Annotated in this window: 17 protein-coding genes; 3 read left to right on the top strand and 14 right to left on the bottom strand. The window is 72.2% G+C overall.

Features of this window, described 5'->3' with window-relative positions:
- Nucleotides 1–68: 68 nt before the first annotated feature.
- From E1293_RS15015 to E1293_RS14980, 10 genes are read right to left on the bottom strand one after another with little or no spacing between them, the layout of a single operon-like run.
- Nucleotides 69–593 carry a DUF892 family protein gene (locus E1293_RS15015; protein ID WP_132198001.1) on the bottom strand — a complete coding sequence of 175 codons (525 nt, stop codon included), beginning with the start codon at nt 591–593 and terminating at the stop codon, nt 69–71.
- Nucleotides 594–621: 28 nt separating this feature from the next.
- Nucleotides 622–753, bottom strand: coding sequence for a hypothetical protein (locus E1293_RS50200; protein WP_279473142.1), 132 nt, complete (start codon nt 751–753; stop codon nt 622–624).
- Nucleotides 750–1,511 (bottom strand): hydrogenase maturation protease, encoded by a 762-nt coding sequence (locus E1293_RS47425; RefSeq protein ID WP_243716238.1) that lies wholly within the window; start codon nt 1,509–1,511, stop codon nt 750–752. The genes E1293_RS50200 and E1293_RS47425 overlap by 4 nt, the downstream gene beginning before the upstream one ends.
- Nucleotides 1,508–2,518, bottom strand: a complete 1,011-nt coding sequence (locus E1293_RS15010) for a hypothetical protein (protein WP_165978229.1) — start codon at nt 2,516–2,518, stop codon at nt 1,508–1,510. Before E1293_RS15010 ends, E1293_RS47425 begins: the two co-directional genes overlap by 4 nt.
- Nucleotides 2,506–3,183, bottom strand: coding sequence for a DUF6084 family protein (locus E1293_RS15005; protein ID WP_132198000.1), 678 nt, complete (start codon nt 3,181–3,183; stop codon nt 2,506–2,508). Before E1293_RS15005 ends, E1293_RS15010 begins: the two co-directional genes overlap by 13 nt.
- On the bottom strand, nt 3,180–3,383 hold the full coding sequence (locus tag E1293_RS15000) for a hypothetical protein (RefSeq protein ID WP_132197999.1): 204 nt from the start codon (nt 3,381–3,383) through the stop codon (nt 3,180–3,182). The genes E1293_RS15005 and E1293_RS15000 overlap by 4 nt, the downstream gene beginning before the upstream one ends.
- Nucleotides 3,380–4,000: a DUF5947 family protein gene (locus E1293_RS14995; protein ID WP_132197998.1), complete on the bottom strand. Its 621-nt coding sequence runs from the start codon at nt 3,998–4,000 to the stop codon at nt 3,380–3,382. The genes E1293_RS15000 and E1293_RS14995 overlap by 4 nt, the downstream gene beginning before the upstream one ends.
- A complete protein-coding gene (locus E1293_RS14990; RefSeq protein WP_132197997.1) occupies nt 3,997–4,482 on the bottom strand; it encodes a hypothetical protein in 486 nt (161 codons plus the stop codon). The genes E1293_RS14995 and E1293_RS14990 overlap by 4 nt, the downstream gene beginning before the upstream one ends.
- Entirely contained in the window at nt 4,479–6,275 is a 1,797-nt protein-coding gene (locus tag E1293_RS14985) for a nickel-dependent hydrogenase large subunit (protein WP_132197996.1), read from the bottom strand. Before E1293_RS14985 ends, E1293_RS14990 begins: the two co-directional genes overlap by 4 nt.
- A 13-nt stretch (nt 6,276–6,288) precedes the next feature.
- Entirely contained in the window at nt 6,289–7,338 is a 1,050-nt protein-coding gene (locus E1293_RS14980) for an NADH-quinone oxidoreductase subunit B family protein (RefSeq protein WP_132197995.1), read from the bottom strand.
- Between the two features lie 185 nt (nt 7,339–7,523).
- Here E1293_RS14980 and E1293_RS14975 point away from each other — a divergent pair, with 185 nt between their 5' ends.
- From E1293_RS14975 to E1293_RS14965, 3 genes are all read left to right on the top strand, one after another.
- Entirely contained in the window at nt 7,524–7,862 is a 339-nt protein-coding gene (locus tag E1293_RS14975) for a hydrogenase maturation nickel metallochaperone HypA/HybF (protein WP_132197994.1), read from the top strand.
- Nucleotides 7,855–8,580 carry a hydrogenase nickel incorporation protein HypB gene (gene hypB / locus E1293_RS14970; protein WP_132197993.1) on the top strand — a complete coding sequence of 242 codons (726 nt, stop codon included), beginning with the start codon at nt 7,855–7,857 and terminating at the stop codon, nt 8,578–8,580. The genes E1293_RS14975 and hypB overlap by 8 nt, the downstream gene beginning before the upstream one ends.
- A gap of 70 nt (nt 8,581–8,650) precedes the next feature.
- Nucleotides 8,651–9,685: an aldo/keto reductase gene (locus E1293_RS14965; protein WP_132197992.1), complete on the top strand. Its 1,035-nt coding sequence runs from the start codon at nt 8,651–8,653 to the stop codon at nt 9,683–9,685.
- A 123-nt stretch (nt 9,686–9,808) separates the two neighbouring features.
- Here E1293_RS14965 and E1293_RS14960 read toward each other — a convergent pair whose 3' ends face one another.
- The 4 genes from E1293_RS14960 to E1293_RS14945 form a co-directional block, all read right to left on the bottom strand.
- Nucleotides 9,809–11,968 carry an acyl-CoA dehydrogenase family protein gene (locus E1293_RS14960; protein WP_132197991.1) on the bottom strand — a complete coding sequence of 720 codons (2,160 nt, stop codon included), beginning with the start codon at nt 11,966–11,968 and terminating at the stop codon, nt 9,809–9,811.
- A gap of 109 nt (nt 11,969–12,077) precedes the next feature.
- Nucleotides 12,078–12,653: a TIGR03086 family metal-binding protein gene (locus E1293_RS14955; protein WP_132197990.1), complete on the bottom strand. Its 576-nt coding sequence runs from the start codon at nt 12,651–12,653 to the stop codon at nt 12,078–12,080.
- 97 nt (nt 12,654–12,750) lie between these two features.
- The gene (locus E1293_RS14950; RefSeq protein WP_132197989.1) at nt 12,751–13,665 is read right to left on the bottom strand and encodes a LysR family transcriptional regulator; all 915 of its coding nucleotides are present in this window, start codon (nt 13,663–13,665) and stop codon (nt 12,751–12,753) included.
- Nucleotides 13,666–13,693: 28 nt separating this feature from the next.
- Nucleotides 13,694–14,608, bottom strand: a complete 915-nt coding sequence (locus tag E1293_RS14945; protein ID WP_132197988.1) for a LysR family transcriptional regulator — start codon at nt 14,606–14,608, stop codon at nt 13,694–13,696.
- Between the last annotated feature and the right edge of the window lie 4 nt (nt 14,609–14,612).

The following is a 14,612-nucleotide window of genomic DNA, read 5'->3' as shown; positions in this document are numbered from 1 at the left end:
CCCGAACACCTCGCCCACCGCCGTCGGCCCCGTCGCCGCCCCTGCCGGCGGCCCCTTTGTGGGCGTGGTCATCGGTCGTCCTCTCTGGGCGGCGGCGGGACGTTCTGGACGCCGTGCTGGCGCAGCGACAGCTCCACGGCGAGGTCCCAGCGGTCCGACAGCTCGCGCGACATCGCGTACGCGTCGTCGCACATGGCCGCCGCGACCGCCGCCGTCTCCCCGTCCCCGGCCCGCTCGGCGACCCGGCGCAGCATCTCGCCGGCCGCGATCTGCAGGTGCACGGCGACGTAGGCGTCCCGGATGTGCCTGCCGGTGGGGTCGCGGCGGGTGCGGCCCAGCCCGGCGTCCAGCACGGCGGCGAACAGCGCCCCGGCGTCCCGGACGAGCGACGGCGACGTCCGGTGCGCATGCAGCCGCGCCTCGATCTCCCGCGTGTGCCTCCGCGACCGGTCGGCGTAGTGGCCGAGCGGCCGGCAGATGTCCGGCACGCTCGCCACCGTGGTCAGCATCTCGCTCAGCACCGCCTCGACGTGCTCCTGCAACGCGTGCGCGTCCTTGAGGTAGCCGACGAGCTGCCGCTCGATCGTCGTCATGACCGCCGTCCGTTCGTGAGCGGCCCCATCACATGGACTCGGCCTTCATGTACCGGCGCAGCGCCGGCACCTCCTTGACGAACACGACCAGCACGGTGAGTGCGAGCAGCGCCATCATCAGCCGGACCATGCCCGGGCCGATACGGATTCCCTTCCTCATTTCTCAACTCCCCTCTCTGCGAGTTCCCTGTCGAGCAGCCGCTCGATCAGCCGGACGGCCTCGTCGACCGCCGCCGTGACCGGCGCGCTGAGTTCCATCTCCCACGTGGCGTCCGTGGTCTGCTCCGACGGTTCGCACGCGACGAGCAGGATCCGCGGCGGGACCGGGCCGTTGTCCCTCGCCAACCGCAGCACCTGCGCGGGGTCGAGGCCGTGCGCGTCGACGGCGGCACCGCCGAAGCCGCCCGCCTCGGGCTCGACGAGCGACACGGTGCCGGGCTCGTGCCCGCGCGCCGCCGCGTCGACCAGCACGACCGTCCGGTAGCCGTCACCGAGCGCGTACATGAGGTCGATGCCGCGGATGCCGAAGTCGGTGACGTCCACGCCGGGCGGCAGCGTCCGCGTCTCCAGCCGCCGGACGACCTCCACCCCGAACCCGTCGTCGCCGTGGAACACGTTGCCGATGCCCGCGACGAGCACCTCGCGGGACGGCGCGGCCCCGGGCAGCGGCTCGACCTCGTCCGGGCGGACGAAGAAGCGGTGCCCGAGCTGGTTGCGGGAGCCGAGGTCGCGCCCCGGGTCGTCGTCGATCGCGACGACCAGGTGCACCCCGCCCTCCATGTCCTCGTCGATGCGCTCGACGACGGCGGTCCGCCCGACCAGCGCGAGATCGAAGATGTCCGCGCCCCCTCGCGGCCGCAGCCGGACCCGGCTCCCCGGCGCCATCTCCTGCCCGCCGGCGATCGCCTTCCCGCTCACCACACGTCCTTCCGCGGGTCGCGCATGGTCCCGTGCAGCGCCAGCAGCTCGTCCGCCGACATGGCGCCGCACCGCTCCAGGATCCGCCGCGCCTTCGGGTCGGTCGCCGCCATCTCCCGCCGCTCGTCCTCGGTGAGGCTGAGCACGCTGAGGATCAGCAGCCGGTCGATCTCCGTCCCGTCGAACAGGTCCCCGGGGCTCTCCGGCGCCACCTGCGGCCAGTCGTACAGGACGATCGGCGCCGCGAGAACGGTGTCGTGGCTACCCGGCTCCCCCGCGAGCACCGGCCACAGCCCGTCCTTCCCGCACCCGTCCGCAGCCGCGGCCAATCCGTCAGGCGGATCGGTGAGCGAAACGAACGCGCCCCCGCGGGCTCGCGCCACAACATGCGCACACAACATGCCCGCCTGGACGGCCTCTTCGCGTCCCTTGGCGTCGCTGCTGTTGACGACCTCGACCCGCAAGCGCACGACCCCGTCCCCGGCGGGCGCCGACGAGAGCTCGACCCACCCGTCGACCCGCTCCCAAGACCGCACGAAGCGCACGCCCTCGCCCCCAGGCAGGCAGCGAACCGCCACGCTGGGCTGGTTGGTGAGGTGTTCGGCTTTGGTGCCTGCGGCGATCGCGACCGGGAACTGGACGGGCGCTTGCAGGAGACGGGCGAGCGGCAGGCGGGCGGTGCTCAGTTCACGTTCTCGGGCCTCTTGCCAGGTGGTGTAGGTCTCGTCCCCCACCCGGAGTTCGTCCGTTGGGGTGTCCCCGTTCATCACCTGGCGGTGGACGGCATGCAGGAAGCGGAGCGTGACCTCGACGTCGGTGTCCGGGCCGGCCTCAAGGAGGAACTCTGCGTGGACCTTCCAGTGGTCGTTGGTCCGTTCCGCGTAGGGGCGCGGGTAGACGCCACCGATCGTCCAGCGTTGGCGGTTCTTCAAGGACGACCGGCGGTAGGGCCACAGCAGGTAGCCCTCGTAGAGGACCGCGTCCGCGATCGCTCTTACGCGGTCCACTCTTCTTCCTCCTCGCGTAGCGCTTCGGCGCGGCGGAGCAGTTCGTCGACGGTGTCGTCGAACGAGGTGTGCGCGCGCCGGGCGCGGTAGGCGGACAGGCGGCCGAAGCAGTCGTCGTCCAGGCGGAGCCAGCGGGCGGTGCCGTAGTAGCGGCCCATCAGGTCCCGCCACGCCTGGACGGGCAGGGCGCCGGTGGCCTCGTGGTGCCACGGGATCTGGCCGGTGCGCAGCTTGCCGTCCTCGCCGGGGTAGAAGACCGTCCCGTTGAAGGTGAGGTCGAGCGGCACGTCGCCGCCGCCCAGCGCGTGCAGGTAGCGGTCGGCGGCGACCTGCATGTCGTGGCCGCAGGGCAGCGCCAGGGTCACCTCGGTCTCGCCGCGGAACGTGGGGACGGTGGCGCCGACGCGGGCCCAGGTCAGGCCGTGCAGCGAGCGCTCCCACAGGTCCGGTTCGCCGAACACGCCGGTGAGCCGGTCGCGCTCGGCGTCGTCGTAGTCGCGGCGCGCCGCCGCGATCGTCACCGTGGTGGTGAGCAGGACGCACTGGACGGGGCCGCCGTCCAGCCGCCGCAGCCCGATCCGCAGGTTCAGCGTCGGCGTCGCCGCGAACGTCTCGGCCTCGATGCCGAGCAGGTCGAGGCCCAGTTCCGGTGGTTCCCCGCTCATGCCGGCGAGAGGTTCGGCATGGAGTCGAGGATCGGGCCGTGCTGCGCCGGGTTGATGCCGGTCGAGCGGGCCGCGGTGGAGGTGCCGTCGGGCAGGTGCCCGGGCTGCCTGTCGTAGTTGCCGGTGCTGTTGCCCTCCTTGACGCCCCTGGTGTGCGACGGCTTGTCGGGCGACACGTCGGGCTTGCCCACTTTGATCATCGTGCTCCCCTCAGCTGCTCGAAGAACGTGCCGATGCGGTCCCAGACCGCGTCGCCGCCGGCGAAGCCCGTCCAGTGCTCGCGCAGCAGGGCGGTGAGCCGGTAGCAGTCGTCGATCGGGAGGATCCAGTGCTCGGACGCGCCGCGCGCCCGGTGCACGACGAGCGCCTCCACGTCCGGGCGCAGCCCGGCCAGGACGGGGTTGGCGTCGGCCAGGCGCCGCCAGCTGTCGGCGTGGACGGCCGCGTGCAGCGCCCCGGCCGGGCTCGGGTAGCGGGCCGTCACCGGGCCCTCGGCGGCGACGGAGAAGAACGCCAGGTCGACCGGGATGCCGAGGCCCGCCCAGAGGGGGCCGTCCAGGTGGAAGCCGGTCAGCTCGCGGCGGTCGTCCGGGACGAGCCGGTAGTGCCGCCCGCCCGCGGAGAGATCGTTGAACAGGACGGCGCACGCCCCGCACGCGCACAGCAGGTCGCCCTTCTCCAGGTCGAGCAGGTGCCGGTGCGCGTCGTGCAGCGGTTCGGCGCACAGTTCGCACCGCTCGGCGGCGGGTTCGGGCGGCGCCAGGGGCGACCTGGTGGACGCCAGTGCCGCCAGGCGCGGGGTGGACAGGGCGGTCATACCCGGCTCCGCAGCTGGTCCAAGGTGATCAGGACGGGTTCCGGGGCCGGCGCCTCGATGTCGACCCGTTCCAGCTCGGGGGCCGCGGCGAGGGCCGCCTGCTCCACGGCGTCCAGGACGGGCCGGGGCGCGGCGGCGCGGCCCTCGGTGGCGACCTTCAGCCGCAGCGCAGGCCCGTCGATCCCGGCGAACTCCACGGAGGTGCGGTGCCTGCCGAGGAAGCCGTCCAGCGCGGCGAGCGCCCGCCGGACCCGTGTTTCCGGTGTTTCCGGATGCAGGCCGTGCATGAGGAGGAGGTGGGCGATCAGCTCGTCGCCGGTCAGGGCCGAGGCGTCCGCGGACAGGCGCACGACCCGCTCCAGAGCCTCCCCGTACAGCTCCGCCAGCGCCTGGACGGCCTCGCCCGCCGCCGGGTCCAGCCGCTCCAGCAGCCCCTCAAGGCGCCGGACGTGCTCCCGGACACGCTCGTCGTCCCAGCTCATTGCGCACCGAACATCGGCGAGTGCTGCTTCTCGATCGTCCGGCCGCCGCCGACGTACATGTGGACGCCGCACGGCAGGCACGGGTCGAAGCTGCGGACGGTCCGCATGATGTCGATGCCCTTGAACTCGTCCGGGCCGTTCTCCTCGAAGATCGGCTGGTCCTGGACGGCGTCCTCGTACGGGCCCGGCGTGCCGTAGGAGTCGCGCGGGCTGGCGTTCCACGGCGTCGGCGGGTACGGATGGTAGTTCGCGATCTTGCCGTCCCGGATGACCAGGTGGTGCGACAGCACGCCCCGCACGGCCTCGTGGAACCCGCAGCCGATCGCCTCGTCCGGGACGTCGAAGTCGGTGAACACCTTGGTCCGCCCGGCCCGGACCTCGTCGAGGGCCTTCTCGGCGAAGTACAGCGCCATCCCGGCCGCGTAGGCGATGAAGTACGCGCGGGCACGGTCGCGTTCGATGGTGTTGGCGTACTGCGGCGGCGTCCACTCCAGGTTGACCTCCGGCATGCCGGGCGTCTTCGGCAGGTCGATCTGGACGCTGTGCCCGGTGGACCGGACGTACGGCGTGTCGACCTCGCCGGCCAGCGCGGTCGCCCACAGCCGGGCGAGCGGCCCGCCGCCGGTGTCGAGCGCGAGGTGGTCGCCCGTCTCGGGGTGCTTCCAGCGCGGGCTCATCACCCAGCTGTACTTGCCGCCGTCGAGGTCGCGCTTCTGCGGGTTCGGCAACGTCGTCTGGTTCCACGGGTGCCGCTGGTCGATGGGGTTGCCGAGCGGGTCCTGCTTGACGAACGTCTCCTCGTTGACCCAGTCGTCGTAGTACGAGCTGCCCAGCAGGATCCGCATGCCGAGGTTGATGTCGACGAGGTCCGTGGTGAGGAGCTGCCCGTCGACGACGATGCCCGGGGTGACGTAGGCGGCGCGTCCCCATTCGGACATGTGCCGGTAGTCGTAGTCGCAGACGGCCGGGTTCTGGAACGCGCCCCAGCAGCCGAGCAGCGTCCGGCGCCGGCCGACCTGGTCGTAGCCGGGCAGCGCCTCCAGGAAGAAGTCGAAGATGTCGTCGTTCATCGCGACGGAGCGCTTGACGAAGTCGAGGCAGCGGGTCAGCCGGACGAGGTAGTCGGTGAACACCTGCGGCGTCGCGACCGTCCCGACACCGCCCGGATACAGCGTGGACGGGTGGACGTGCCGCCCCTCCATCAGGCAGATCATCTCGCGGGTGATGCGGCTCAGCTGGAGGGCCTCCTTGTAGACCGAGCCCTCGAACGGGTTGAACGCGGTCATGATGTCGGCGATCGTCCGGAAGCCGTGGACGGAGCCGCGCGGCGCCTCGGTGTTCTTCGCCGTCGCCAGGAGGCCCGGGTTCGTCTCGGCGACCATCCGCTCGCAGAAGTCGACGAAGACGAGGTTGTCCTGGAACAGCGTGTGGTCGAACATGTACTCGGCCGCCTCGCCGAGATTGATGATCCACTCGGCGAGCGGCGGCGGCTTGATCCCGTACGCCATGTTCTGTGCGTAGATCGAGCAGGTCGCGTGGTTGTCGCCGCAGATGCCGCAGATGCGGCTGGTGATGAAGTGCGCGTCGCGCGGGTCCTTGCCCTTCATGAACACGCTGTAGCCGCGGAAGATGGACGAGGTGCTCCGGCACTCGGCCACCTGCCGGTTCGCAAAGTCGATCTTGGTGTAGATGCCGAGGTTGCCGACGATCCGGGTGATCGGATCGAACGCCACCTCGACCAGGCCCCCCTGCGTGGCGGCACGGCCGCTCCTCGCCTCGGTGCCCTGCTTCATGGACGGCCGCCTTTCAGTGCCGCGGCCAGCGGGGCTGGTAGCCGCTGGTCAGCCTGTCTCGGTTGTGGCGCCACTTCGGTTCCTTGTTGGCGCCCTTGTTGGTGATCGACCGCATCGACCGGATGAACGGCCCGTACGTGCGCAGCAGCGTGGAGGAAAGGCTCGCGCCGGGCGGCTCGTCCATGAACGGCATGAACTTGTCCGGGAAACCGGGCATCGTGCAGCCGATGCAGATGCCGCCGACATTGGGGCAGCCGCCGACGCCGTCCATCCAGCCGCGCTTGGTGACGTTGCAGTTCACGACCGGGCCCCAGCAGCCCACCTTCACCTGGCATTTCGGCGAGTTGTAGTCGCGGGCGAAATCGGCCTGCTCGTAGTAGGCGGCGCGGTCGCAGCCCTCGTGGACGGTCTTGCCGAACAGCCAGGTCGGGCGGAGCTGCTCGTCCAGCGGGATGACCGGCGCCTGCCCGGCCGCCTGGTACAGCACCCAGAGCAGCGTCTCCATGAAGTTGTCCGGCTGGACGGGGCAGCCCGGCACGTTCACGATCGGCAGCCCGGCGGCGGACCGGAAGTCCCAGCCGAGGTAGTCGGCGAGGCCCATGCACCCCGTCGGGTTACCGGCCATCGCGTGGATGCCGCCGTAGGTCGCGCACGTGCCCGCCGCCACGACCGCCCAGGCCTGGTGCGCGAGCCGGTCGAGCCACTCGTTCAGCGTGATCGGCTCACCGGTCTCCGGGTCGTTGCCCATCGACGTCCAGTAGCCGTCGCCGTTGATGTTCTCGTTCGGGATCGATCCCTCGACGACGAGGATGAACGGGTCCAGCTCGCCGCGCGCGGCCTGCCGGAACGCCTCCAGGAACTCGTCGCCGTTCTCGTAGGCGAGCACCTTGTTGTGCAGATGGACCTTGGGCAGGCCCGGTATCGCGCCGAGGACGACGTCCTCGATGCTCGGCAGCGAGGCCGCCGTCACCGAGATCGTGTCGCCGTCGCAGCTCATTCCCTCGGACGTCCACAGAATGTGGATCTCGTCCGTCAGCGGTTCCGCCGGAGCGACGTCCACCATCGCAGCCCCTCCCCCGACCTGCCGAGATGATTACCAATCCGGCCCTGCCCTTGCGGAACGGCGTGAAACACCGCCCGAAAACCCGTTCAACGGCCTTCCACCATTCGGTAAACGCACCGTTTGAGCGAGGAAGATCGGGGGCAGCACAGCGGCGCGGGGGCAATGGAAACGGGCCGGGAGGACGCGTGCACGAATTGGCCGTTGCGGAGAGCGTCATAGCAGCAATAAACACCCAAATGCCCGATTCGCGGGTGGTGGTGGTGCACCTCGAAATAGGGAGACTTTCCGGAGTCATGCCGGACGCGGTGCGGTTCTGCTTCCAGCTCGCCGGCGAGGGGACGTGCGTGGAGGGCGCCCGGCTCGACATCACCGAGCCGGACGGCACCGGCGACTGCGCGTCCTGCGGGACGTCCTTCACCGCCCGCGGCCCGCTCGCCCTGTGCCCGTGCGGCAGCACCGACGTGACGATCAGCGGCGGCGCCGATCTGACGATCAAGGCGGTGGAGGTGGCCGGCGATGTGTGAGACCTGCGGCTGCGAGGGGGACACCGCGCGCCTGACGACCCTGCCCGCCCCCGGACACGGGCATGGGCACGGGCACGGGCACGTCGTGACCCTCGACCAGAAGGTGCTGGCCCGCAACGACGACCTGGCCGGCCGGAACCGGGCCTGGCTCGGCGAACGCGGCATCGTCGCCCTCAACATGATGAGCTCTCCCGGCTCCGGGAAGACGACGCTGCTGGAGCGCACCGTCGCCGACCTGAGCCCGGACCGTCCGATCTCGGTGATCGAGGGCGATCAGGAGACGCTGCTGGACGCGGCGCGCCTCACCGCGGCCGGAGCCCGGACCGTCCAGGTCAACACGGGCGCGGGCTGCCATCTCGACGCCTCGATGGTGGCCGAGGCGCTCACCGCGCTGGCGCCGCCGGACGGCTCGACGGTGTTCATCGAGAACGTCGGCAACCTCGTCTGCCCGGCGCTGTTCGACCTCGGCGAGCGTGCCCGCGTCGTGCTCGTGTCCGTGACCGAGGGCGCCGACAAGCCGCTGAAGTACCCGCACATGTTCCGCGGCGCCGACATCCTGCTGCTCAACAAGACCGACCTGCTGCCGCACGTCGACTTCGACACGGAAGCCTTCCAAGACGCGACCCACCGCCTCTCCCCCGGCCTGCGCATCCTCCCCATCTCCGCAACCAACGGCGACGGCCTGGAAGCCTGGTACGACTGGCTCGCCGACCTCTGACCGCTTGACCTTGAGCGCACTCCAGCTCGTAGCGTTCTGCGCGTCCGCCCAATGAGGAGGCACGCCAGAAATGCAGTACCGCAAGCTCGGCCGTACCGGAGTCGAGGTCAGCAGCCAGTGCCTCGGCGCGATGATGTTCGGCGCGGTCGGCAACCCCGACCACGACGACTCGGTCCGCATCGTCCACAAGGCGCTGGACGCCGGGATCAACTTCATCGACACCGCCGACATGTACTCCGCCGGGGAGAGCGAGGAGATCGTCGGCAAGGCCATCAAGGGCCGCCGGGACGACATCGTCCTCGCGACCAAGTTCTTCTTCCCGCTCGGCGACGAGCGCAACAGCCGCGGCGGATCGCGCCGTTACATCGTCCGGGCCGTCGAGAACAGCCTCCGCCGCCTCGGCACCGACCACATCGACCTGTACCAGATGCACCGCCGCGACTGGGACACCGACCTGGAGGAGACGCTCGACGCGCTGACCGACCTCGTCCGCCAGGGCAAGGTCCGCTACGTCGGCTCGTCGACGTACCCCGCCGACTGGATCGTCGAGGCGCAGTGGGCCGCCGAGCGCCGGGGCGGCGTCCGGTTCGTCTGCGAGCAGCCGCAGTACTCGATCTTCGCGCGCTCCATCGAGGAGTCGATGCTGCCCGCGGCCCGCCGGTACGGCATGGGCGTCATCCCGTGGAGCCCGCTCGCCGGCGGCTGGCTCACCGGCAAGTACCGGCGCGGCGAGGCGGCCCCCGCGGGCTCCCGCTTCGCGCCCTCGGACAACCCGGCGTGGCGCGGCCGCACCGTCGACGTCGACCCCAGCGCCTCGGCGCGCTACGACGCCGTGGAGCGCCTCACGAAGATCGCCGAGCAGGCGGGCCTCTCCCTCACGCACCTGGCCCTCGGCTTCGTCGCCGAGCACCCCGCCGTCACCTCGACGATCATCGGCCCGAAGACCATGGCGCAGCTGGACGACCTGCTCGCCGCCGCCGACGTCCACCTCGACCCGGCCGTCCTCGACGCCATCGACGAGGTCGTCCCTCCGGGCACCGACATCGCGGGCATCAACCACGGCACCGGCAACCCGTCCCTGAAGCCCGAAACCCGCCGGGGGTAACCCCAGCCCCGGCGGATCGAAGCCCGACCGAGGTCACGGGCAGGCGCGTGGAGCGAGCGGAACGCGCCTGCCCGTCGGACGGGCGTCCGTGACGGGGGTTCCAGGGGGTCGCCCCCCTGGGAGTCATCTGATCAGGGGGTCGCGGGGGAGGCGGAGGATGCGCTCGGCTATCTGGTTGCGGGTGATCTCGGAGGTGCCGCCGGCGATGGACATGCCGCGGGAGCCGAGCCGCATCAGGCCGGCGAACTGGCCGATGCCCTCGTCGAAGGCGGTGCCGGGGCCGGCGAACTCGGCGAGGAGGGCGGCGGTGGCGTGGCCGTGCTCGGCGAGGACGAGCTTGGTGATGTTGCCCTCGGGGCCGGGTTCGCCGCCGGCGACGGCGCGTTCGGCGGACCGCAGGTTGAGCAGGCGGAGGGCCTGCTCCTCGGCCAGGTAGGCGCCGACCCGCTCGGCGGCCGCCGGAACGTGGCCGCCGTGCTCGCGGTACAGGCCGACGACGTCGGGTCCGGCCGGGCCGCCGGCGCCGCCGGCGCCGCCGCCGATGCTGACGCGCTCGTTGCCGAGGGTCGCGCGGGCGACCGTCCAGCCCTGGTTGGGGGCGCCGACCACGTCGGCGTCGGGGACGAACACGTCGGAGAAGAACACCTCGTTGAAGTCCGAGCCGCCGGTGATCTGGCGGAGCGGCCGCACCTCCACGCCGGGGCGCTCCATGTCGATGACGACCATGGTGACGCCGGCGTGCTTGGCCGCGTCCGGGTCGGTGCGGACGGTCGCGAAGCCCCAGCGGCAGTGCTGGGCGCCGCTCGTCCACACCTTCTGGCCGTTGACGAGCCAGCCGCCGTCGACCTTCACGGCGCGGGTCCTGACGGCGGCGGCGTCCGACCCGGCCTCGGGCTCGCTGAACAGCTGGCACCAGATCTCGTCGCCGGTCAGCGCCGGACGCACCCAGCGGTCGATCTGGTCCTGCGTGCCGTGCTGGACGAGGGTGAGGATCACCCAGCCGGTGATGCCGAGCTGGGGGCGCTTCACGCCGGCGGTGCGGAACTCGTCCTCGATGACGAGCTGCAGCCCGGCGCTCGCCTGCACGCCCCACGGGCGCGGCCAGTGCGGCTGCGCGTAGCCGGTGTCGATGAGCTTCTGCCGCTGCTCGGCGGCGGGCAGCGCGGCGACCTCCCGGGCCAGCTCGCGGATCCGCGGGCGTTCGGCCTCGGCTTCGGGCGGCAGGTCGAGGGTCGCGGCGCGGACGACGCCGGCGGCCTTCAGGCGGGTCACGTCCCGCTCGGCGGAGTGCGGGCCGAACACGGCCTCCAGCGTCGCGGCCCGGCGCATCAGCAGATGGGCGTCGTGCTCCCAGGTGAAGCCGATGCCGCCGTGCACCTGGATGTTGAGGCCCGTGTTGGACGTGAACGCGGGCAGGGCGAGCGCCGCGGCGACGGCCGCCGCCAGCTCGAACTGGTCGGACGGCCCGGACGCGGCCCGCGCGGCGTCCCACACGGTGGCCGTGGCCAGCTCAGCGGCGACGAGCATGTTCGCGCAGTGGTGCTTGACCGCCTGGTACATCGCGATGGGGCGTCCGAACTGCTCGCGCACCTTGGCGTACTCGGTGGCGGTCTCCACGCATTCGAGCGCGCCGCCGACCGCTTCGGCGGACACCAGGGTCCGGGCGAGGGCGGTGGCGTGGGTCCGGGCGCCGGCGAGGACGTCCGCGGCGACGCCGTCGAGCCGGACGCGGGCGGAGCGGCGGGACGGGTCCAGGTTGCCGGGCACCTCGACGGTGACGCCCGGCGCGTCCGCCCGCACGACGACCATGTCGTCGCCGGCCGCCAGGACGAGCAGCTCCGCGAGCCCGCCGCCGAGGACGACGCCCGCGTCCCCGGTGGCGGTGCCGTCCCGCAGGGTGAGGGTGCCGTCCAGGCCGAGGGCGGCCGGGGTCTCGCCCGACGCGAGGCCGGGCAGGAACCGCGCCCGCTGCTCGTCGGTCCCGGACGCGGCGATCGCGGCCGAGGCGATCATCGTCGGCAGCATCGGGCCGGGCGCGGGGGCGCGGCCCAGCTCCTCGGCGACGACGACCAGCTCGGGCAGCCCGGCCCCGCCGCCGCCGTGCTCCTCGGGCAGGTGCAGGCCGAGCAGCCCGAGCGCGGCGAACTCCGTCCAGAACGCGGGGAGCGTTTCCTTCTCCGCCTCCAGCAGGGCGCGGTTCGCGGCCCGCGCCCCCTGGTCGCGCAGGAACGAGCGTGCCGTCCCGGCCAGCTCCCGGTGTTCATCGCTGATGGCGATCGCCATGGCCCCTCCAAGCATCACGTGCGTCCAGAGACCAGAATGGCATTCGGTTGCGGTCCGGGGCGAGGGGTCGTCCCGATCTATCGCGTGCGCGCCGCCCCCGGTGCCGGGCTCAGCGCAGCGGACGGCGGCCGAGGAGGGCGACCAGGCGGTCCCCCGGGCCGGCGCGCGGAGGCGGGTCGACGGGGCCGGCGAACAGGGGATCCCGCTTCTCCGGCAGGACCAGCGGGGCGAGCGGGAGCAGTTCGTCCGCCAGGGCCGGCGGGATGGGGCGCCCCTCCCGCGTGGCCTGCGAGATGTCCCAGCCGTGCACGGCCACTTCCAGGGCGCCCGCGACGGCCAGCAGCCCGCCCGCCATCCGCCGGTCCCCGATCGCCACCTCCTGCCGGCGGCAGGTCGCCTTCAGCAGCCGGACGGCCCGCACCCGCAGCGCCGACACCGGATCGTCCACCGGGTCCGCCTGGGCCGGCACCGTCGCCACGTCCCCGCGGCGCATGCCCTCGTGCAGGGCGGCCAGCGACTCGCCGACGTGCGCCAGCAGCATGCCGAGGTCCCAGTGCTCGCACGGGGTCGGCCGCGCGAGCATGTCCGCCGCGACCGGCTGGACGGCCGCCAGCACGAAGCCGATCGCCTCTTCCAGCAGCCCGCCGCGCGTGGCGGGCCGCGGCCCGTGTGTCCGCTCGCGCATCCGGCCTCCCCTCGGGACGACACCATCAGTTATGTAGACAGTCCCCGCAACGAAAAGTCATCGGGAGAGGCCATGAACGCCGCGGCAGGCGGCCCGGTCAGGCGCGGTCGAGGCAGGCGAAGGCGGTGTGCATCGCCTGGACGGAGCCGATGAACTGGTCGCTGATGTCGCCGAGCGGGCCGTCCTGCGTCCAGGCGAGGAGCATGACCGCGCCGAGCGGGGTGCCGTGCAGGGCGACGTGCACCCGGCGGGGCTCGGTGATGCGCGGCCAGTAGGTGAGCGTGACGGCGCCGAGTGCCTCGCCGAGCGCGATGGCGGCGGTCGCGCTGTTGGCGTAGCTGATCCGCGGCCGGGCGCCGGCCAGGGTGCAGGCCGTCTGGAAATGCCCGGTCAGCGGCTGGCACTCCGGATAGGAGACGACGAAATGGTCGGCGTCGAGGTCGGGCAGGTGCACGGCGGGACGGCCGGCCAGGGGGTGGTCGTCGGGAAGGCACACGTACGGTGACTGCGTGGCGATCACCTCGTGCCGAACGTTCTCCGGCGGCTCTGGATCGAGTTCCGGGAAATGGCGGAACATCGCCACGTCGATCTCGTTCTGCGCGAGCAACTGCACGAGCCGCTGCCCGGAATCGTCCACCAGTAAGGACAGCGGCGCGATTCCGAGGTCCTCCACGCAGCGGACGAACGAGGTCAGGGTCGGCGAGGGAGCGGCGCCGATGCGGGCGGGCGACCGGCCGTTCGCGGGTGCCGTGCAGCTGCGCACGTCGGTGAACATGCGGCGCAGCGCCGGCAGGACGGTCTCGGCGTGGCCGAGCACGATGGAACCGGCCGTGGTCAGGGTGATTCCGGTGGGCTGCCGGTTCAGCAGCTGCATTCCCACGGTGCGTTCGACGCGTTGCAGCGCGCGGCTCAGCGCGCTTTGGCTCATGCCGAGTTCTTCGGCGGCGCGGTTGATGCTGCCCGCTTGGGCGACGGTGTGCAGAATCCGTAGCTGCCGGAGTTCGATGTCCATGGCGGGGGGTCTTCCGGTTTCCAGCCGATCAGGAGCGGGGACAGGAGTCGATTCTGGCGCCGTGGGCCTCGCGCAGCATCCGGGCGAAGACCGGTATCTGCTGCGTCCAGGAGCCGTCGGGGCGGTACATGAGGGAATGGCGGGAGACCCACGGCAGCCCCGATATCGGCCGCCGCGCGACGCCCGGCACGGGCGGCCTCCAGCCCTGGGTGAGCAGGACGGAGCCGTCGTAGCGCACCACCTGCTCGTGCGGCCCGTGCAGCGGCAGATGGTGCGCGATCGCCGGGGTGAAGCCGAACGGGCGGCACAGCCGGTGCAGCGCGGCGATGCATCCGTCCGGGCCGGCGATCGCGATCCACCGCTCGTCCCGCAGCTCGGCCATGTCCACCGCCGGGCGCCGCGCGAGAGGATGGTCGTCGCGGATCAGCATCTGCGGACGCTCGTCGATGACGTGCTCGACCGCGACGCCGTCCGGGCGCACGGCCTGCCCGTTCGTCATCTCGTTGACCAGCGCCATGTCGATCTCGCCGGCGGCCAGCCAGTCCGCGACCTGCCGGGCCGAGTCGTCGATCATCAGCTCGACCCGGGTGCCGGGCAACCGCCGGCGCAGCGCGGCGAGCAGCAGGTCGGCGACGCAGCTGGACGTCCAGCCGAGCCGGATCGTGCCGGTCTGCCGATCCCGGTGCCGGGCGAGATCGTCCCGGATGGCGGCGCAGTCGTCCAGGATCTCGGCCGCGTGGTGCAGGACGACGCGGCCGAGCGCGGTCGGGCGGACGCCGTCGTGGTGCCGGTCGAACAGGGCGCCGCCGAACAGGTCCTCCAGCCGGCGCAGCTGCCTGCTCAGCGCGGGCTGCGGCAGCTGCAGCCGCTCCGCCGCCCGGTTCAGGCTGCCCGCGGCGGCGACCGCCCGGAGCGTTCTGAGATGGTGCAGTTCCAGCTGCATTTCG

It is taken from the genome of Actinomadura darangshiensis (assembly GCF_004349235.1).
Lineage (GTDB): Bacteria > Actinomycetota > Actinomycetes > Streptosporangiales > Streptosporangiaceae > Spirillospora > Spirillospora darangshiensis.
Note: the sequence above shows the minus strand (reverse complement) of the source record. Positions and strands in the feature narration are given on the sequence as shown.

Bases quoted from the DNA above. Each gene is read 5' to 3' on its own strand.
- hypB (WP_132197993.1), top strand. From the start codon at position 7,855: ATGTGTGAGACCTGCGGCTGCGAGGGGGACACCGCGCGCCTGACGACC.
- E1293_RS14950 (WP_132197989.1), bottom strand. From the start codon at position 13,665: ATGGACATCGAACTCCGGCAGCTACGGATTCTGCACACCGTCGCCCAA.
- E1293_RS14955 (WP_132197990.1), bottom strand. From the start codon at position 12,653: ATGCGCGAGCGGACACACGGGCCGCGGCCCGCCACGCGCGGCGGGCTG.
- E1293_RS50200 (WP_279473142.1), bottom strand. From the start codon at position 753: ATGAGGAAGGGAATCCGTATCGGCCCGGGCATGGTCCGGCTGATGATG.
- E1293_RS15015 (WP_132198001.1), bottom strand. From the start codon at position 593: ATGACGACGATCGAGCGGCAGCTCGTCGGCTACCTCAAGGACGCGCAC.
- E1293_RS14980 (WP_132197995.1), bottom strand. From the start codon at position 7,338: ATGGTGGACGTCGCTCCGGCGGAACCGCTGACGGACGAGATCCACATT.
- E1293_RS15005 (WP_132198000.1), bottom strand. From the start codon at position 3,183: ATGAGCGGGGAACCACCGGAACTGGGCCTCGACCTGCTCGGCATCGAG.
- E1293_RS14990 (WP_132197997.1), bottom strand. From the start codon at position 4,482: ATGAGCTGGGACGACGAGCGTGTCCGGGAGCACGTCCGGCGCCTTGAG.
- E1293_RS14960 (WP_132197991.1), bottom strand. From the start codon at position 11,968: ATGGCGATCGCCATCAGCGATGAACACCGGGAGCTGGCCGGGACGGCA.
- E1293_RS14985 (WP_132197996.1), bottom strand. From the start codon at position 6,275: ATGAAGCAGGGCACCGAGGCGAGGAGCGGCCGTGCCGCCACGCAGGGG.
- E1293_RS15000 (WP_132197999.1), bottom strand. From the start codon at position 3,383: ATGATCAAAGTGGGCAAGCCCGACGTGTCGCCCGACAAGCCGTCGCAC.
- E1293_RS14945 (WP_132197988.1), bottom strand. From the start codon at position 14,608: ATGCAGCTGGAACTGCACCATCTCAGAACGCTCCGGGCGGTCGCCGCC.
- E1293_RS14965 (WP_132197992.1), top strand. From the start codon at position 8,651: ATGCAGTACCGCAAGCTCGGCCGTACCGGAGTCGAGGTCAGCAGCCAG.
- E1293_RS14995 (WP_132197998.1), bottom strand. From the start codon at position 4,000: ATGACCGCCCTGTCCACCCCGCGCCTGGCGGCACTGGCGTCCACCAGG.